Consider the following 17615-nt stretch of genomic DNA (forward strand, 5'->3'; position numbering starts at 1 on the left):
CGCCCACATGCACAACCTCGCCCTCGTGTCATGAGAAGACGAGCCCGGCGCCCACTCTGACCTGCCCGCGCGCAGGCTTGTGCAACACCCTTTAGTCGGCGTCGTCAGCGGCCGTTCCGTCCTGCGACGCGCCCTCAGGTCCGCTGGGGGACGTGGGACCCGCCCTTCGGGCGGTGGGGGCCCCAGTGGTGGCTGAGCGCTCACTCGACGACGCGGCCCAGCGGCCGCCCCTCAGCCGAGGGCGCCGTTGCGGGCGTCGCGCCAGAGGTCGACACCGCTCGCGTCGAAGGAGAACTCGTCGATCCGGGCCAGTTCCTCGGCGCTGAAGTGGAGGTTGCCCAAGGCGGCGACGTTCTGCTCGACCTGCTCAACACGGGACGCGCCGATCACGAGCGAGGTGACGCGCTCGTCGCGCAGGGCCCAGGCCAGTGCCATCTGGGCCAGCGACTGGCCGCGGTCGCGGGCGATGCCGGCGAGGCCGCGCAGCCGTCGCAGCATGTCCTCGGAGAGCCAGGCCGCGTCGAACGTCGAGCCGTGCGCGGCGCGGGAGTCCGCGGGCACGCCGTCGAGATAACGGTCCGTCAGAAGGCCCTGCGCGAGCGCGGTGAAACCGATCACGCCGACGCCCTCGGCGTGCGCGGTCTCCAGCAGGCCCTCGGTCTCGATCCAGCGGTTGAGCAGGGAGTACGAGGGCTGGTGGATCAGCAGCGGGGTGCCGAGGTCCCGCAGGACGGCGGCGGCCTCGCGCGTGCGCTCGGCGTCGTAGGAGGAGATGCCCACGTACAGGGCCTTGCCCTGGCGGACCGCGGTGTCGAGGGCGCCCATCGTCTCCTCGAGCGGCGTGGTGGCGTCGAGGCGGTGGGAGTAGAAGATGTCGACGTACTCCAGGCCCATGCGCTCCAGGGACTGGTCCAGCGAGGCGAGCAGGTACTTCCGGGAGCCGCCGCCCTGGCCGTAGGGGCCGGGCCACATGTCCCAGCCCGCCTTGGTGGAGATCACCATCTCGTCGCGGTAGGGCGCGAGGTCGTTCTTCATGATGCGCCCGAAGGTGAGCTCGGCCGCGCCGTACGGCGGCCCGTAGTTGTTCGCCAGGTCGTGGTGGGTGATGCCGAGGTCGAACGCGCGCAGGGCGATCTCGCGCTGCCGCTCGAAGGGCTTGTCGTCGCCGAAGTTGTGCCAGTAGCCCAGGGAGAGCAGGGGCAGGTCGAGTCCCGAGCGTCCGGTGCGGCGGTACCGCATCGTGCCGTCGTAGCGGTCGGGGTTGGCGACGTGGGGCATGGGACTTCTCCGCGACGTAGGGGGTGGCGTGCGGGGGCCAGCCTGCTGTGCCGTGATTAGGAAGTCCAACAGTCGTCGTCTCTTGGATTGAGCGCTGTGGCTTCTCAATCATTCGACGCTGTCGAGGAAGTCGGCGACGACGCGGTTGAAGAGCGCGGGGTTCTCCCGGAACATCAGGTGGCTGCCCGCCTCGTCGGCGGAGAACACGCGTGCGCGTGCTCCGGGGATCAGGGAGGCGACCCACTCGGTCGTGCCGGGCGGCAGGAAGCTGAGCTCGCCGCCGATGACGAGCGCCGGGACGGTGATGCGGGGCAGGACGTCCCTCCAGTCGTTGGCGTAGTGGTCCAGAAGGAGGTCCGCCGCGTGGCGCGGCGGCAGCAGCCGGGTCTGCTCCACGAGCCACCGCACCTCGTCCTCGCCGAGGGACGGGCTGTGCAGCATGGCGACGACGGCGCGCACGACGGCATCGACAGCATCGGGACCGCCGCGCAGTCCGGCGGCGAAGCCCAGGGTCATGTCCCGGGTGAACACGGCGGCGGGCGGTGCCTCCTGCCCGGCACCGGCGAATTCGGACGACACGACGGGCGACTGGTCGACCAGGACCAGCCGGCCGGTCCGGTCGGAACCGAAGAGGTCCCAGTGGCACCAGAGGACCGAGCAGCCCAGGGAGTGGCCGAGCAGGGTCGCGTCGCGCAGGTCGAGGCCCTCGAGCACCTGGTGCAGGTCCATGGCGAGCCGGGAGGCGCGGTAGCCGTGGGCCGGGCGCTCCGAGCGGCCGTGGCCCCGCTGGTCCAGGGCGATCACGCGGCGGTGGCGGCCGAGTCCGTCGATCTGCGCGGCGAACCCGGCGGCGGTCTGCCCGAACCCGGGGACGAGGACGAGCGGGTGCCCGGGGTTCCCGGATCCGGCCTCCTGATACCGCAGGCGCACTCCGTCGTCGGTGAGGATCTCGCCCTCGCGGCGGCCCGGGACCGGGGTGCTGCTGCCTTCGACGTTCACGGGGTACCTCGCGTGGATCACAGGGTTTCCATGGTAACCACCTGAGGTGGTGTCGGTAGTGGCGTCCTGCGGCCGCTCGCCGTGCGGGAAGCGGAAACGCCCCGAACGATGGGATGAGACGGGACGGCATCGGCGCCGCGGCGCCGTACGGCGAGCACGGAGCGCGATCGGCCATGGCGACTCATCCGGAGGTTTTCCGCTTCGACCCCACCGGGCGCCGGCTTCTGGAGGACAACGCCAGGCTCAGGAGCCTCGGTCCGGCCGTCCGGGTCGATCTCTCGGGCGGCGTGACGGCGTGGTCCGTCACGCGGTACGACCTCGTCAAACGGCTCACGGAGGACGACCGCGTGTCCCGTGACGCCCGGCGCCACTGGCCCGCGCTGGCCGCCGTGGAGGGGGACTGGCCGCTCGCGCCGTTCCTGCTCGCGCCCACGGTGCTCAACGCGCACGGCACCGATCACCGCCGGTTGCGCACCGTCATGGAGGACGCGTTCACGGCGTCGCGCCTGGAGGCCCTGGGGGAGCGGCTGCGCGAGCGGGTGGACGCCGCGCTCGACGCGCTGGGGACGCCCGGCTCGGGCACGGTGGTCGACCTGCGCCGCGGCTACGCGGAGGTCGTCGCGGCCGGGACCGTGTGCGACGTCCTCGGCGTCCCTGAGGAGAGCGTGGAGCGGTCGCGGCGGGCCGTCGGTAGTCTGCTGGAGCCCCCCGCCGACCCGGCGGCGGCCGCCGCGGGCATGGACGACGCCATGGGCTTCCTCGCCGCGCTGCTCGCGGCCAAGCGGGACGACCCCGGGGAGGACCTGGCCACGACGCTCGTGCGGGCCGCGGACATGACGGACGAGGAACGCCTGCTGGCCCTCGTCGTCACCATCGCCGGCGGGGTGCCGTCCACCACCGGTCTCATCGGCAACGCCGTCGTCAACGTCCTCCGGCACACGCGGCAGCGGTTCGCCGTCACGGAGGGCATGACACCGTGGTCCGCGGTCGTCGAGGAGACACTGCGCGCGGACGCGCCGGTGCAGCACATGCCGCTGCGCTACGCGCTGGAGGACATCGACCTCGGGGAGGGCGTCGTGATCCGCCGCGGGGAGGCGATCCTCGTGGGCTTCGGGGCCGGCGGGCGCGACGCGCGGCTGCACGGGGAGACGGCGGCGACGTTCGACGCGGACCGGCGGGACAAGGAGCACGTGGCGTTCGGCCACGGCGTGCACGGCTGCATCGGGGAGACGCTGGCCCGGCTGGAGGCGGCGGTCGCCCTGCCCGCACTCTTCACGCGCTTCCCCGGCCTGGAACTCGCCGAGCCCGCCGAGGCGCTGGAACCGCTGCCCACCATCGTCTTCCACGCGATGGCGCGGGTGCCCGTCCGGCTCTGACGCGACCGCCCGGTGCGCGGAATTCCGGCACCTCGCCGCAATTCCGAATGGCCGGTGCACGGTTGTGCGGTTCCCTTTCCGTCGAGACCGGATTCTCGTCCGCGGCAGCTCCTGAGGCAAGCCGGGGCCGGGGCGGGAATGCGCGGCTGCGCAAGTGGGAAGTCCGGGCTCCAGGAATGTCGCAGCCGACGTGCGCGAACCGGCGGGCGATCTGCCCGTCTTCATGGCGGCTGAAGCGGATTCGCCACGAGGGCAACCCTGTTCACCTGCTCTTCCCCTTCGTGCCGTGAGTCGTGCACGCTTTCCTGCCGCACGGTGAACCGGCTCTTTTTTGAACCTTTTTACTCCTGGCCCGCATCATGCGCACCGAAGTGGCGCCGACATGTGACGGCAACAAACAAGGTATTGACACACGGTCAATGCAGGTCCGGTAATGGTGCGTCGGCGGAACCCTGAATCCGCCGTCGCCGGCCCCGAATTCGGGGCCCTGTCCGGATTGGTGGACTGTGTCGATATCCCCCTCCGCGAGAAGTGCCTCACCGGCCTTCCGCGTACTCGGCCGCGGGGCGGCCGTCCTGGGCGTCGCGGCCCTGGCGCTGCTGGGCCTCCAGCCCGCCGCGCAGGCCCGGCCGACCGAACCTGTCGCCCGCGCGACCGGCCAGGCCGCCGCCCATTCCGCGCCCTCGGCGCAGGCGCGCGCCACCGCGCCCGGTACGACGCCCGGCCTCGAACCCGTCTGCGACACCCCCGCGGAGGGCCGCGCCGCCTGCTACGCGCTCCGCGCCACCGGCCAGCCGCCGCTCCTTCGCCTCAGCGCCTCGGCGACCCCCGCCGGCTTCGGCCCGAAGGACATCCAGAGCGCCTACAGCCTGCCCGCCGACGGCGGCGCAGGGCAGACGATCGCGATCGTCGACGCCTACGACAACCCCAACGCCGAGGCGGATCTCGCCGTCTACCGCGCCCAGTACGGCCTGCCGCCGTGCACCACCGCCAACGGCTGCTTCCGCAAGGTCGACCAGCGCGGCGGCACCTCCTACCCGCAGCCGAGCGAGGCGTGGGTGGGGGAGATCGCGCTCGACCTGGACATGGTGTCCGCGGCGGCCCCGGGCGCCCGCATCCTGCTCGTGGAGACCGACAACGACGGCCTGGAGAACCTTGCGGCGGGCGTGGACGAGGCTGTCGCCCTCGGCGCGAAGTACGTTTCCAACTCCTACGGCCGGCTTGGTGACTTCAGCACTGACCTCGCCACCTACGGTGCCTCCTACGACCACCCGGGCGTCGCCGTCGTGGCGGCGAGCGGCGACAACAAGTACGGGGTCTCCTTCCCCTCGACCCTGCCGACCGTGACCGCCGTCGGCGGCACCACCCTCACCGCCGACCCGGGCACCGCCCGCGGCTGGTCCGAGACGGTCTGGGCCCGGGACAACTACGGACCCGGCTCCGGCTGCGCGCGGAACCAGGCCAAGCCCGCCTTCCAGGAGGACGCCGGCTGCACCGGGCGGAGCGTCGCGGACGTCTCGGCCGTGGCCGACAACGTTGCCGTGTACCTGTCGTACGGCGTCCACGGGACCGGCTGGCAGCGCTACGGCGGCACCAGCGCCGCGACCCCGGTGATCGCCGCCCTCTACGCGCTCGCCGGCCCCCCGCGGCCCGGCACGTACCCCAACGCCTACCCCTACGCGGCCGGCGGCGCCGGGCTCAACGACGTCACCACCGGATCCAACGGCACTTGCGACGCCGCCTACTTGTGCACCGGCGGCCCCGGATACGACGGCCCCACGGGCCTCGGCACGCCCGCGGGCCTGGCCGCCTTCCGCAGCGGCCCGCACGGCACCCTGTCCGGCACCGTGAAGGACTCCGCCACCGGCAAGCCGGTCGCCCACGCGACCGTCGGCTCCGGACTGGACGTCGCCACGACCGACGCCCAGGGCGCGTACACCCTCGACCTGCCCGCCGGCACCGTGAAGGACCTGACGGTGAAGGCCTTCGGCTACACCGCCGCCGCCCCGGCCACGTTCACCATCGCCGACGGCCAGTCCCTGACGCGCGACGTCGCGCTCGCCCCGATCCCGCGCGAGCACGTGCGCGGCAAGGTCACCGACGGCTCCGGCCACGGCTGGCCGCTCTACGCCCAGGTCGCGGTCGCGGGTTCGCCCGAGGCCCCGGTGTGGACCGATCCGGAGACCGGCGCGTACCGGCTCGACCTGCCCCAGGGCGCCGAGTACACCCTCGAGGTCACCAGCAGCCTGCCCGGCTACCGGCCCGGAGGCGGCCAGGTCGACGTCGGCAGGCGAAAGGTCACCGCCGACTTCGCGCTGACCGCCGACCCCGACGCGGCGACCGCCGTCGGTTACACCCTCGAACGCCAGGGCCGCACCGAGACGTTCGACTCCACCACCGGCGCGCCGCAGGGCTGGACCGTCGTGAACGCCCCCGGCACCGACAGCGGCTGGGAGTTCGACGACCCGATCCAGCGGGGCAACCTCACCGGCGGCAGCGGTGCCTTCGCCGTCGCCGAGAGCGACAACGGACCGATCGGCCCGCACCAGGACAGCCAGCTCATCAGCCCCGTCCTGGACTTCTCCGCGGGGCAGTCGGCGGAGCTCTCCTTCAAGACCGAGTACGGGTACAACCCGAACAACCAGCAGATGAGCGTGGACGTCACCACCGACGGCGGCGCCACCTGGACCAGCGCCTGGGTCTCGCCGCAGAGCAGCGACAGCGTGCAGAACCGCACCCTGCACGTGGGGCTCGGCGCCTTCGCGGGGCACAAGGCCGTCCAGGTGCGCTTCCGCTTCGTCGCCAACTGGGGCTACCACTGGGCGATCGACGACGTCTACATTGCCACCCGCACCCTCCTGCCCGCCCCCGGCGGCCTGACCGTCGGCACCGTCCGCGACGCCAACACCGGGGCCGGCCTGGTCGGTGCCACCGTCACCGACCTGAAGAACCCGGGGACCACCGCCACCACCACCGCGACCCCCGACGACCCGGCCGTCGGCGACGGCTTCTACACCCTGTTCGCCGCGGGCCCCGGCAGTCACACCCTCAGTGCGACGGCGTCCGGCCACTCGGCCGCCACGGAGCGGGCCACGGTGCACGCCGACCGAGTGACACGTACGGACCTCGCCCTCGGCGTCGGACGTGTCACCGCGACCCCGGACACGATCAGCGGCACCGTCGCCCAGGGACGGCACACCTCCGTCCGGCTGCGCCTCGCCAACACCGGCACCGGGGCGGTGACCGTCCGTCTGGCCCAGCCGTCCGGCACCGGCTGGCTGACGACGGGCGTCTCCCAGGTGACGCTGGAACCGGGCCGGCGCACCACCGTCACCGTCGTCCTGGACTCCGCGTCCTCCGACGTCACGGGCCCGGGCGACTACCGCACCGAGATCGCGCTCACCGGCGACACCCCCTACGCCATCAGCCCGGTCCCGGTGACCCTGCACGTCACCGCGGCCCACGGCCACGGCGCCTGATCGCCCGTCATTTCCTCGGCCGTCCCCGGCCGGACCGCGGCGCGCGCCGCGGTCCGGCCGGGGACACCATGTCCGGGAGCGGTGTGGCCCGCTGCGCCGTCGCGGCCGAAGGGGTCAGAATCGGGAGGAAACGGACTCGGCAGGGATGGAAGGCGGACGGACGTGCGGCAGTACGATCTCGTGGTTCTGGGTATGGGCAGCGGCAACATGCTGTTCGGCGACGAAACCGCCCATCTGCGCTCCGCGGCCGTCGACCCCGGCCGGTTCGGCGGGACGTGCCTCAACCGGGGCTGCATTCCCAGCAAGATGCTGGTCGTCACCGCCGACGCGGTGGTGGAGGCACGGGCGGCCGCGCGGCTCGGCGTCCACGCGACGGTGGAGCCCGTGCGGTGGCGTACCGTGCGCGACCGGGTGTTCGGACGGATCGACCCGCTCCACCAGGACGCGGTGCGGTTCCGCCGTGAGAGCGGCGTCGACGTGTACACCGAGGCGGCCCGCTTCGTCGCGCCGAAGGTGCTGCAGGTCGGCTCCGAGCGGATCGGCGCGGAGACGATCGTCGTGGCGGTCGGGTCGCGGCCGGTCATCCCCGACATCCCGGGGCTCGACACCGTCCCGTACCACACCTCGGACACCATCATGCGGATCGACGAGGTGCCCGCGTCCCTGGTCGTCATCGGCGGAGGGTTCATCGCCGCCGAGTTCGGTCACGTCCTCGACGCTTTCGGGGCGGAGGTGACGATCGTGCAGCACCGGCCGCGGCTGCTGATGGCCGAGGACGAGCAGGTGTCGGCGCGGTTCACCGAACTCGCCTCGCGGCGGCACCGGGTCCTGCTGGACACCGAGGTCACCTCCGTGGCGCGGCGCGGCGACGGCGTCGCGGTCACCGTGCGGGGGCCGCAGGGCGAACAGGTCGTCGAGGCGGAGGCGATGCTGCTGTGCGTCGGCCGCCGGCCCAACACCGACCGGCTGGACGCCGCGGCGGGCGGTCTGGAACTGGACTCCGACGGCCATATCGCGACCGACGCCGCCTGCCGCGCCTCGGTGCCGGGCGTGTGGGCGCTCGGCGACGTCGCGAACCACTTCCAGCTCAAGCACCGGGCCAACGCCGAGGTGCGGCTGGTGAGCCACAACCTGCTGCACCCCGACGACATCCGCACCCTGGGCACCTCCGCCGTGCCGCACGCGGTCTTCACCCATCCGCAGATCGCGGGCGTCGGCATGACCGAGCAGGAAGTGCGCCGCCGCGGCATCGACTACCTCGTCAGCGTCCGCGACTACTCGCAGACCGCGTACGGCTGGGCGCTCGAGGACACCACCAGTTTCGTGAAGGTGCTCGCGAACCGGGCCGACCGCACGCTGCTGGGTGCCCACATCATCGGACCCCAGGCCGCGACGCTCATCCAGCCCCTGATCCAGGCCATGTCCCTGGGGCAGACCGTGGACCGGATCGCCCGGGACGTGCTCTACATCCACCCCGCGCTCACCGAGGCCGTCGAGCAGGCGCTGCTGGACCTCTGACCCCGCGCGCGGGGTCAGGAGACGCCCGTGACGCTGACCGCCGCCCGGCCGCCGTCCGAGCGCAGGACGATATCGAAGAGATACAGGTCCCCGTCCCGCGGTCCCAGCACCTCCCACGCCCCGGCGCGCAGCGTGCGGGAGACGGTCTCGTGGCGCTCGCCGGGCGCCGATCCGCTGACGGCCACGAGCCGTACCGGCGTCCGCCCCACGTTCTTCAGCGTGACGGAACGGGTCAGGGGGCAGCCGGCGGTGCCCGGGGCGGAGCAGTGCCTGCGCACGTCCCCGAAGTGCGTCAGCCCGCACGAGACCTCGGTGGCGAAGGCGAAGTCGGACGAGCAGACGGCGCCGACGCGCAGGCCGTCCTCCGCGTCGTCCGCCCGGCTGCCCGATCCGGACCCGTGCGAGTGCGCGGCGGCGACGGCGCCCAGCGCGGCGGCGGTGACGAGTACGGCTGCGGCGGCAAGTACGGCGGGCAGGAGTGCTTTCCGCACGTGTGGCTCCCAAGGTCGTGCTGTGGAACGGTCGTTCAGGTCGCCGGGAGTGCGGGGCACGGGGGAAGCCGTGCGGATGGCTCACGCACCCGTCGTGCCGGCCTCGCTGTCGAGTCATGGGGAACGTAGCAGACAGTGTTGACGCTCAGCGGCGCGTGTCCAGGGTGTGGGAGCAGGGCGCGGGGAGTGTTCGTCCGGATTGATGAGCATATATCCGGCGTGTTGGGCGCTTCCGGTGTCGCGGAGGCGTCAGGTGCACACCGAATCTCCATAACACTGTTTGACACTTTTGAACGTGAGTGCCAACGGCAGCGGCCCTGCCGGGTCTCAGAAGTGCGTCGCGATGCCGAACACGCGGCGGAGTTGGGTCATGTCGTGCCGGTCGTGGTCGGCCGGCTCGTAGCCCTGGTGGAAGTGGACCTGCTGTGCCGCGGAGAGACAAGGGACGACCGTTCCCTCGATCACGCCGGTGGTGAAGCAGGACGCGGGATACCGGAAAGGGCGGTCGGGGTCCGGGGAAGCCTGTACGGCGGAGCCGTCCGCCGCGAAGGACAGGGGATGGAGGTCGAGCTCCCGCCCGCGCGGGTCCGTCACGACGAACCGTACGGGCCGCCAGTCCAGCGTCTCGGCGAAGCCCGCGTCCGCCAGCGCGGCGACGACGGCCGGCTCCTGCTCGGCGCGGTGCATCAGGTCCAGATCGCGGTGCGGCCGGGTCTGCTCACCGACGAGGGCGTCGATGCCCCAGCCGCCGCCGATCCACACCTCGGTGTGCGCCCGCCGCAGCAGGGCGAGTACGGACAGGACGTCGGACGCGGTCATCATGCGGTGCCCCCCGCACGGGCCGGGCGGGCCGGGACCTCGAAGAGGAGTTCACGGCCGTCCTCCTCGTCCCACTGCTCGCCCACCTCGGCGAAGCCGAAGCCCGCGATCGTGGCCAGGGACGCCCGGTTGTCCGGCGCGACGGCCGCCCGCACGGTCAGGACCGAGGGCTCAGCCGCCGCCCGGCGCAGCAGCTCGGCCACGGCGGAGCGGGCGTACCCCCTGCGGCGGAAGGCGGGAGCCACGGAGTACCCGATTTCGACCGTGCCCGTCCCGTCGGGAGGCCCGTGGAAGCCCGCGTGCCCGACGGCCAGGCCCTCGTCCCCCACGAGGACCTGCCGCACCATCCACCGCGCCAGGCCGGGATCGGCGGCCATCTGACCGAGCCGGTACCGCCACAGCCACAGGGCCCGGTCGGTCAGGAAGTACGCCGTCAGCGGCACGCCCGTCAGCGCACCGGCTCGGGGGAGGTCCCCGTCGAGCAGGGCCGCCATCGCCGCGCCGGACAGTTCCGCACAGCGCACCCGCCGCGGTCCGCGGTCGTCGAAGTCATCGGCCACAGGCGGATGTTCGCCGACCGGACCGCGGCGCGTCCAGCGATTTCCGGCGCGCGGACACCGGTGGGGGTCAGCCGGTCAGCCCTTGCCGCCGCGTTCGAAGGGGATCTTCTCCCCTGCCTCGACGGCCATCGGGAGGCGGTTCCCGGCGGGCGGGAGGGGGCAGGTGGCGAGGTCGGTGTAGGCGCAGGGCAGGTTGGCCGCGCGGTTGAAGTCGAGGCGGACCCGGCCGTCGGGGCCGGGTGCGTCGATCTGGAGCGAGCGGTTGGCGGCGTAGGTGGTCACGCCGGAGGTGGCGTCGGTGAAGAGCGCCATCAGGCTGCCGGGGCGGACTCCGTTGAACACGGTGAGCCGGTACGTGGTCCCGTCCCAGGCGAATTCCACCTGGCCGGGGGAGTCGTAGACATGCTCCAGCCCCTCGGTGACGGCGCCCACGGTCACGGCGCGCGGGGTGTCGAACGGCACGAAGCGGCCCTCGCGGGCCCAGCGGGGGTCCGGGGCGTAGGCGGGCGTGCCGGCGAAAGCGGTGCGCAGGGTGTTGCCGGGGTGACGGGGGCGCACGATGTTGTGCCCGCCGCGCTTGGCGACCTCGATCACCGCGTCGCCGTGGCCCGCGTACACACTGTCCCGCTCGCCGATCACCCCGAAGTCGTAACGGCCGCGCACCGCCGTGCCGTCGACGGTCAGCTCCTCGCCCTCGGCGAGCTCGACCACCACGCGGTCGCCGGCGGCCAACCAGCTTCCGGGGGCGTCGTCGAAGCGCTCGGGCTCAGGGCCGAGCCAGCGCAGACTGGTGATCGCCAGGAAGCCGTGCGGCCCGGCGAGCGTGTCCTCCTTGGCGCGGTGCCAGCGTTCCCACTCCTCGGTGAAGGCGGCCGGGTCGACGGCCTCCCGCGACTCCGCCCGGTGGCTGTCCTGCACGGTCATGTCCACTCCTTCGCCCGGCGATGTGAGCTGTCCCACCCCCGTACAACCCCGTCGGCCCGGCGCGTCATCCCCGGAACGACGGGAAATCCCGGCGGCCCCGGAATAGCGCCGCGCCCGCCGCGGGTTGCAGCGGGCACGGGTGCGCGCCGTGCACCCCGGGGACCGAGGACGAGGGAAGGGCCGGCGGTGCGACGAGGTGAGCTGGCCGGGTTCCTGCGCAGCCGCCGGGCGGCGCTCCAGCCCGAGGACGTGGGTCTTCCCCGCACCCGGCGGCGGCGTGCCGAGGGGCTGCGCCGCGAGGAGGTCGCCGTCCTCAGCCATGTGTCGACCGACTACTACAGCCGGATCGAGCAGCAGCGGGGACCCCGCCCCTCCGAGCGCATCCTCGCCGGGATCGCCGAGGGGCTGCGGTTGTCGCCGGACGAACGCGACCACCTTTTCCGGCTCGCCGGCTACGTCCCGCCGCGCCGTGAGCCGGAGGCGGACGGCGTCAATCCGGGGATCCGGCGGATCCTGGACCGCCTGGGCGACACGCCCGCGCAGATCGTCAACCACCTCGGTGAGACCCTCGCGCAGAACCGGCCGGCCCGGCTGCTGCTCGGGGACCAGACCCGCCACACGGGCCTCGCGCGCTCCCTGGCGTACCGCTGGTTCACCGACCCCGGGACGCGGCTGCCCCTTCCCGCCGACGAGCACGCGCGGCACAGCCGGACCCTGACCGCCCAGCTCCTGGCGGCGCACACCGCGGGCGGCTCCGACCCCCGCGTCCGCGTCCTGGTGGACGCGCTGCTCGACGCCAGTCCCGAGTTCGCCGCGCTGTGGCGCGAACGCCCCGTGCTCGGGCCGTACTGCGAGCCCAAGACGATCCACCACCCCGACGTCGGCCCCCTCCGCCTTCACGGTGAGAGCCTGGCCGACCTCGACCAGTCGCAGATCCTGACCGTCTTCACCGCGGAACCCGGCAGCCCGAGCGAGGAGCGGTTGCGGCGGCTGGCCGGCGGCCGGACCTGACGGGCGTGCCGGCGCCCCCGCACGCCGGGGTGCCGCCGCGAACGGCAGCACCGGCGTCCGGGGGCGCACGGTTCACGGACGGTAGACCACGCCGGGCCGCGGGACGGCCGGGGCGAGCAGCTGGGAGACGGTGACCAGGGTGTAGCCCCGCTTTTGGAGGGTGTCGATGATCGTGGGCACGGCGGGGACCGTTCCCCCGTAGCTCTCGTGGAGGAGGATGATCCCGTCGCGGTGGGTCTGCTCCAGGATGCGCTTGATGATCGTGTCGGTGTCCCTGGTGGCGAAGTCGCTCGCGGTCGCGCTCCACAGCACCTGTGCCAGACCCAGCCGCTTCATGACGCCGGACACGTCGTCGTCGGTACGGCCCTGAGGGGGACGCATCACTGTCGGCGTGTGCCCGGTGATCGCCCGTACCTCCTGCTGCACGGGGGCTATTTCGTCGGTGATCCCTTTCTCGTCCAATGCGGTGAGATTCTTGTGCGACCAGGTGTGGTTGCCGATCTCGTGGCCCTCGCGGGCCATGCGCAGCACCGTTTGCGGATAGGTGTCCGTGTGCCCCTTTCCCTGGACGAAGAAAGTGGCGTGGACGTGCTTTTCCTTCAGGATGTCGAGCAGCGCCGGGGTCGGTCTGCTGGGGCCGCCGTCGAAGGTGAGCGCGACGCATTTGTCCGTGGCGCAGTCGACGGCCGGCTGCGGATCCCCGGTCCCCGCCGCCGCGGCGTGCTCCCGCTCGTCGTGCGGCGAGGTCACCCCGTGGAGTGTTCCGCACGCGGCGGTCGATGCCGCGGCAGCCACGGTGATCAGGGCGAGAACGGCGCGGACGCCGCGTCGGGGGCGCAGTGTCACGAGCCCAGGTCCGCGTCCGTGCGTGCCCGGTGCGCCCCACGGCGCAGCAGTCCCGTCGAGACGCCGAGCACGATCACGCCCGCCGCGAGCACGACGGCCGCGCCGAGGCCCGGGATCTGCACGAGGGCCAGCGTCGCGTGGGCCCAGATCCGCTCGACGATGTGCACGGCCGCGTAGAGCGTGACGACGACTCCCGCGAATGCGGCCGCAATGGCCGCGACGCTGGTCCTGGAAAGGTTCTTGGAGAATTGTTCGAAGTTCATGGCGCCGACGCTACGGAGCGGCGGGGGGCGCCGAATTCGGCCATGCGGAGGTAGTGCGCGCAGCCGAAAGAACCACCGGGACAGGGCGCCTTCATCCTTTGGTACAGGAATTCACCGCGCGCCCCGTCACGAGTTGGCGGGCGGGCGGAGCGCCCTTACGGTGGCGAGCGTGATCGACCTCCGGCAGCAGTGGCGCGAGCGGCCGCGTCTCGCCGACGCCTTCGTGGTGGCCTCGGCGGCGGCGCTGACCGCGCTCGTGGTGCGGTCGGACGCGGGGGGTCTGCCCGTCCAACCCCTGCTGTCCTCGCACGCCGCGCTGTCGTGGCTCGTTCCGTACGTCGGGGGACTGGACGCGCGGGGCATGACCGTGCCGCTGCTGGGGTGCGCGGCGCTCTACTGGCGCAGGCGCTTCCCGGTGGCCCTGGCCCTGGCGCTCGTCGTCCTGGCCACCGCGTGGCCGACCGGCGTGCCGCTGCTGGTGGCCCTGTTCACCGTGGCCGCCCGCCGGCCGGGGCGGACCACCGCCGCGGTCACCGGCTTCGCGCTGCTGCCGGTTCTGGCGCGGCCGTTCGTGACGGCCCTGCTCAACCCCCTGAGCGTGGCCATGGCGGTGGCGGGAGTCGCGTTCGTCGGCGGCACCGTGGGCTGGGGACTGTGGGTCGGGGGTGTGCGGGAACGGGAGGCGCGTGCCGAACGCGAGGCCGCGCTGCGCGCCGACCGGGCGCGGCAGCAGGCGCGCGAGGAGATCGCGCGGGAGATGCACGACGTCCTGGCGCACCGGCTGACGCTGCTGAGCATGCACGCGGGTGCCCTGGAGTTCCATCCGGGCGCCGCGCCCGCACAGGTCGCCGAGGCCGCGGGCGTGATCCGGCAGAGCGCGAGCCAGGCGCTGGAGGACCTCCAGGACGTGCTGCGGGTCCTGCGCGCCCCCACGGTCAGTCCGCACGCCGAGCCCCCGCAGCCCTCACTGGGCGACCTGCCGCGGCTGATCGAGGAGGCACGCGCGACCGGCGCCACCGTGGAGACGCACCAGGAACTGGAGGATCCGGCCACGATGGACCCGGCCACCAGCCGTACCGCCTACCGCGTACTGCAGGAAGCCCTCACCAACCACCGCAAGCACGCCCCCCGTACACCCGTCAGCCTCACCCTCACCGGGGGCCGGCGCTCCGGGCTGACCGTCGGCGTCGCCAACCCCGTGCAGCGCGAGCCCGCGACCCGCGGGCCCGGCTCGGGGCAGGGCCTCATCGGCATGAACGAACGCGTGCGCCTGGCCGGCGGGCGCATGAGCCACCGCCACACCGCGACCGACTTCCGACTCGACGTCTGGCTGCCATGGACAAGATGACCCGCCTGCTCATCGTCGACGACGACCCGCTCGTCCGCTCCGGCCTGCGCCTGATGCTGTCCGCCGCGGACGACATCGACGTGGTCGGCGAGGCCGAGGACGGTGCCGACGTCCTGCCGCTGGCCGAGGCCCACCACCCCGACCTGGTCCTGATGGACATCCGCATGCCGCGCATGGACGGGCTCGCCGCCACCGCCGCGCTGCGGCGGCTGCCGCGGGCGCCCGAGGTGCTGATCCTCACGACCTTCACCACCGACGGCTACATCCTCGGCGCGCTGCGGGCCGGGGCGGCGGGCTACGTCCTCAAGCACACGCCCCCGGCGCAGATCGTGGCGGCGGTGCGCAACGTGATGGCGGGGGAGCCGGTCCTGTCGCCCGACGCCGTCAAGCAGCTCATCGACGCCGTCACCGGCACCGCGCCGGGCGCCCCCGCGGACCGTACCGAACAGGACCGGGCGGAGGGCCTGTTGCGGCTGCTCGGCGACCGAGAGCGGGAGGTGGCCCTCGCCGTCGCCCAGGGCATGACCAACGCGGAGATCGCCGCCTCGTGCTTCATGAGCCTGCCGACGGTCAAGTCGCACGTCTCCCACATCCTGACCAAGCTCGACCTGAACAACCGGGTCCAGATCGCCCTGCTGGTCTACCGCGCGGGGCTGGTCTGACCGGCCGGGCGCGACCGGGCCGTTCCTTCCGCCGTTCTGCGCGGTGGGACTGCGAACGCCGGTGCGGCAGTGGGAGACTGGCCCCGACGAGTCGTTCAGGGGAGTCGAGATGAGCGCTGCTGGGCCGGGCGGTGAGTCCGTGGCCCGTTCCTGGACCGACACGCCCCAGGGCGGCCCGACCGTGCTGCGCATCGTGCTCGGCACGCAGTTGCGCCGGCTGCGCGAGGACCGGGGCATCAGCCGGGAGGCCGCGGGGGACGCCATCCGCGCCTCGCACGCGAAGATCAGCCGCCTGGAACTGGGCCGGGTGGGCTTCAAGGAGCGCGACGTCGCGGACCTGCTCACCCTGTACGGCGTGGCGGACGAGCGGGAGCGCGGTGAGCTGCTCGGACTGGCCCGCCGGGCCAACACCCCCGGCTGGTGGCACCAGTACGCCGATGTCCTGCCCGGCTGGTTCGAGACGCACATCGGCCTGGAGGAGGCCGCGCACACCATCCGGACGTACGAGGTGCAGTTCGTGCCGGGCCTGTTGCAGACCGGGGCGTACGCGCGGGCCGTCATGCGGCTCGGCCACCCCCGCGCGACCGAGAGCGAGGTCGGGCGTCGTGTCGCCATGCGGATGACCCGTCAGAAGCTGCTGACCAGGCCGGGAGCGCCCCGGTTGTGGGTCGTGCTGGACGAGGCGTGCCTGCGCCGGCCGCTCGGCGGCGTCGAGGTGATGCGCGGTCAGCTGGAGTACCTCATGGAGGCCGCCACGCTGCCCCATGTGACGCTGCAGATCGCGCCGTTCGACGTCGGCGGCCTGGCCGCGGCGGGCGGGCCGGTGACCATCCTGCGCTTCTCGGAACCCGCGCTGCCCGACATCGTCTACCTGGAGCAGCTGACCAGCGCCCTGTACCTGGACAAGCAGGAGGACGTCGAGCACTACCTGACGGTCATGGACCGGCTGGCGGCCGAGGCCGAACCGCCGCGCAACTCCGCCCGGTTGCTGGCGTCCTTGATCGACCGGCTCGGCTGAGGGGCGGCGGCACGCGGCCGGATCGGCACACTATCCTTGCGCACGAGGGTGGTTGGGCGACGCGGTGTGGAGAAGGATGGCCGGCATGACGGAACAGGATTCCTGGGTCGACCAGACGAAACCCAGCATCGCGCGCGTGTACGACTACCTGCTCGACGGCAAGGACAACTACGCCGTCGACCGGGAGATCGGTGATGTCTTCAAGCGGGACCTGCCCGGTTCGGTGGCGATCGCCTTCGCCAATCGCGCCGCCCTGGTCCGCGCGGTCCGGGAGATCGCGACGACCACCGACGTGCGGCAGTTCCTCGACCTGGGCAGCGGTCTGCCGACGGCGGACAACGTCCACCAGGTCGCCCAGCGGCACGCGCCGGGCTCCCGCGTGGTGTACGTGGACAGCGACCCGATCGTGCTGGCCCACGGCCGGGCCCTGCTGGAGGACAACGACGACACCCGGGTGATCCAGGCGGACGTGCGGGAGCCCGAGGGCATCCGCGAGCACGCGGACACCCTGGAACTGATCGACTTCAGCCGCCCGGTGGCCGTCATCTTCAGCGCGATCCTGCACCACGTGAACGACGACGAGGACCCGGCGGGCATCGTCGCCTACTGGCGCGAGCAGGTGCCGTCCGGGAGCTACTTCTTCGTCAGCCACTTCCGGTCGGGCAACAACCCGCAGACCGTGGAGGCCGAGCGGGTCCTCCAGCAGACGTTCGGGCGCGGCCGGTGGCGCACCGACAAGGAGATCGAGGGCCTGCTGGACGGGCTGGAGATGCTGGAGCCCGGGATCGTCCCCGCGTCCCTGTGGCGGCCCGAGGCGGCCGACGCCTCGCAGATCGGCCAGGCGGAGCGGGAGCTGACGGTCTGGGAGCACCTGATCGCCGCCGGGATGGCCCGCAAGCCGTAGTCCGCCGCGGCGGACCGGCACCGGGCGGCCCGCCCGGTGCCGGCGCCTGCCGTGCTGCCGGTCGGACCTGGGCCTGCCTCGCCCGCCGACGGCGGAGTGCTCGGAGCCGGTGACGAACG

Annotated in this window: 16 protein-coding genes; 8 read left to right on the top strand and 8 right to left on the bottom strand. The window is 73.0% G+C overall.

Annotated features, from left to right (window positions below; genetic code table 11):
- Positions 1 to 231: 231 nt before the first annotated feature.
- Together mgrA and ACIP9H_RS32680 are read right to left on the bottom strand one after the other, a co-directional pair.
- Positions 232 to 1278, bottom strand: a complete 1047-nt coding sequence (mgrA, locus tag ACIP9H_RS32675; RefSeq protein ID WP_401583598.1) for an L-glyceraldehyde 3-phosphate reductase — start codon at positions 1276 to 1278, stop codon at positions 232 to 234.
- Between the two features lie 108 nt (positions 1279 to 1386).
- Positions 1387 to 2298: an alpha/beta fold hydrolase gene (locus ACIP9H_RS32680; RefSeq protein ID WP_401962428.1), complete on the bottom strand. Its 912-nt coding sequence runs from the start codon at positions 2296 to 2298 to the stop codon at positions 1387 to 1389.
- 152 nt (positions 2299 to 2450) lie between these two features.
- On the opposite strand from ACIP9H_RS32680, the gene ACIP9H_RS32685 reads away from it, so the two are divergent.
- From ACIP9H_RS32685 to ACIP9H_RS32695, 3 genes are all read left to right on the top strand, one after another.
- Positions 2451 to 3653 carry a cytochrome P450 gene (locus tag ACIP9H_RS32685; RefSeq protein ID WP_401583594.1) on the top strand — a complete coding sequence of 401 codons (1203 nt, stop codon included), beginning with the start codon at positions 2451 to 2453 and terminating at the stop codon, positions 3651 to 3653.
- 506 nt (positions 3654 to 4159) lie between these two features.
- Positions 4160 to 7132 carry a carboxypeptidase regulatory-like domain-containing protein gene (locus ACIP9H_RS32690; RefSeq protein WP_401962429.1) on the top strand — a complete coding sequence of 991 codons (2973 nt, stop codon included), beginning with the start codon at positions 4160 to 4162 and terminating at the stop codon, positions 7130 to 7132.
- 162 nt (positions 7133 to 7294) lie between these two features.
- Positions 7295 to 8650 (top strand): mycothione reductase, encoded by a 1356-nt coding sequence (locus tag ACIP9H_RS32695; RefSeq protein ID WP_401583590.1) that lies wholly within the window; start codon positions 7295 to 7297, stop codon positions 8648 to 8650.
- A gap of 14 nt (positions 8651 to 8664) precedes the next feature.
- Here ACIP9H_RS32695 and ACIP9H_RS32700 read toward each other — a convergent pair whose 3' ends face one another.
- The 4 genes from ACIP9H_RS32700 to ACIP9H_RS32715 form a co-directional block, all read right to left on the bottom strand.
- Positions 8665 to 9141, bottom strand: a complete 477-nt coding sequence (locus ACIP9H_RS32700; protein WP_401583588.1) for a hypothetical protein — start codon at positions 9139 to 9141, stop codon at positions 8665 to 8667.
- 327 nt (positions 9142 to 9468) lie between these two features.
- Positions 9469 to 9960, bottom strand: coding sequence for a nucleotidyltransferase domain-containing protein (locus tag ACIP9H_RS32705; protein ID WP_401583825.1), 492 nt, complete (start codon positions 9958 to 9960; stop codon positions 9469 to 9471).
- Positions 9960 to 10520 (bottom strand): GNAT family N-acetyltransferase, encoded by a 561-nt coding sequence (locus ACIP9H_RS32710; protein WP_401583586.1) that lies wholly within the window; start codon positions 10518 to 10520, stop codon positions 9960 to 9962. Before ACIP9H_RS32710 ends, ACIP9H_RS32705 begins: the two co-directional genes overlap by 1 nt.
- Before the next feature lie 75 nt (positions 10521 to 10595).
- Entirely contained in the window at positions 10596 to 11444 is an 849-nt protein-coding gene (locus tag ACIP9H_RS32715; RefSeq protein WP_401583585.1) for a DUF1684 domain-containing protein, read from the bottom strand.
- A 186-nt stretch (positions 11445 to 11630) separates the two neighbouring features.
- On the opposite strand from ACIP9H_RS32715, the gene ACIP9H_RS32720 reads away from it, so the two are divergent.
- Complete coding sequence (locus ACIP9H_RS32720; protein ID WP_401583583.1) at positions 11631 to 12455, top strand: helix-turn-helix transcriptional regulator; 825 nt, start codon at positions 11631 to 11633, stop codon at positions 12453 to 12455.
- A gap of 72 nt (positions 12456 to 12527) precedes the next feature.
- Here ACIP9H_RS32720 and ACIP9H_RS32725 read toward each other — a convergent pair whose 3' ends face one another.
- Together ACIP9H_RS32725 and ACIP9H_RS32730 are read right to left on the bottom strand one after the other, a co-directional pair.
- Positions 12528 to 13301, bottom strand: coding sequence for a polysaccharide deacetylase family protein (locus tag ACIP9H_RS32725; protein ID WP_401583581.1), 774 nt, complete (start codon positions 13299 to 13301; stop codon positions 12528 to 12530).
- Entirely contained in the window at positions 13298 to 13564 is a 267-nt protein-coding gene (locus ACIP9H_RS32730) for a hypothetical protein (RefSeq protein WP_401583580.1), read from the bottom strand. The genes ACIP9H_RS32725 and ACIP9H_RS32730 overlap by 4 nt, the downstream gene beginning before the upstream one ends.
- A gap of 169 nt (positions 13565 to 13733) precedes the next feature.
- On the opposite strand from ACIP9H_RS32730, the gene ACIP9H_RS32735 reads away from it, so the two are divergent.
- The 4 genes from ACIP9H_RS32735 to ACIP9H_RS32750 all read left to right on the top strand — a co-directional run bounded on the left by ACIP9H_RS32735 (position 13734) and on the right by ACIP9H_RS32750 (position 17496).
- On the top strand, positions 13734 to 14912 hold the full coding sequence (locus ACIP9H_RS32735; protein WP_401583579.1) for a sensor histidine kinase: 1179 nt from the start codon (positions 13734 to 13736) through the stop codon (positions 14910 to 14912).
- Entirely contained in the window at positions 14900 to 15574 is a 675-nt protein-coding gene (locus ACIP9H_RS32740; protein ID WP_401583577.1) for a response regulator, read from the top strand. Before ACIP9H_RS32735 ends, ACIP9H_RS32740 begins: the two co-directional genes overlap by 13 nt.
- A gap of 109 nt (positions 15575 to 15683) precedes the next feature.
- Positions 15684 to 16592: a helix-turn-helix domain-containing protein gene (locus ACIP9H_RS32745; RefSeq protein ID WP_401583576.1), complete on the top strand. Its 909-nt coding sequence runs from the start codon at positions 15684 to 15686 to the stop codon at positions 16590 to 16592.
- 76 nt (positions 16593 to 16668) lie between these two features.
- The gene (locus ACIP9H_RS32750) at positions 16669 to 17496 is read left to right on the top strand and encodes an SAM-dependent methyltransferase (RefSeq protein WP_401583574.1); all 828 of its coding nucleotides are present in this window, start codon (positions 16669 to 16671) and stop codon (positions 17494 to 17496) included.
- Positions 17497 to 17615 lie beyond the last annotated feature (119 nt).

It is taken from the genome of Streptomyces sp. NPDC088732 (genome assembly GCF_044751205.1).
Classification (GTDB): domain Bacteria; phylum Actinomycetota; class Actinomycetes; order Streptomycetales; family Streptomycetaceae; genus Actinacidiphila.

Coding starts and splice junctions, on each gene's coding strand:
- ACIP9H_RS32685 (WP_401583594.1), top strand. CDS start 2,451: ATGGCGACTCATCCGGAGGTTTTCCGCTTCGACCCCACCGGGCGCCGG.
- mgrA (WP_401583598.1), bottom strand. CDS start 1,278: ATGCCCCACGTCGCCAACCCCGACCGCTACGACGGCACGATGCGGTAC.
- ACIP9H_RS32740 (WP_401583577.1), top strand. CDS start 14,900: ATGGACAAGATGACCCGCCTGCTCATCGTCGACGACGACCCGCTCGTC.
- ACIP9H_RS32715 (WP_401583585.1), bottom strand. CDS start 11,444: ATGACCGTGCAGGACAGCCACCGGGCGGAGTCGCGGGAGGCCGTCGAC.
- ACIP9H_RS32750 (WP_401583574.1), top strand. CDS start 16,669: ATGGCCGGCATGACGGAACAGGATTCCTGGGTCGACCAGACGAAACCC.
- ACIP9H_RS32730 (WP_401583580.1), bottom strand. CDS start 13,564: ATGAACTTCGAACAATTCTCCAAGAACCTTTCCAGGACCAGCGTCGCG.
- ACIP9H_RS32705 (WP_401583825.1), bottom strand. CDS start 9,960: ATGACCGCGTCCGACGTCCTGTCCGTACTCGCCCTGCTGCGGCGGGCG.
- ACIP9H_RS32745 (WP_401583576.1), top strand. CDS start 15,684: ATGAGCGCTGCTGGGCCGGGCGGTGAGTCCGTGGCCCGTTCCTGGACC.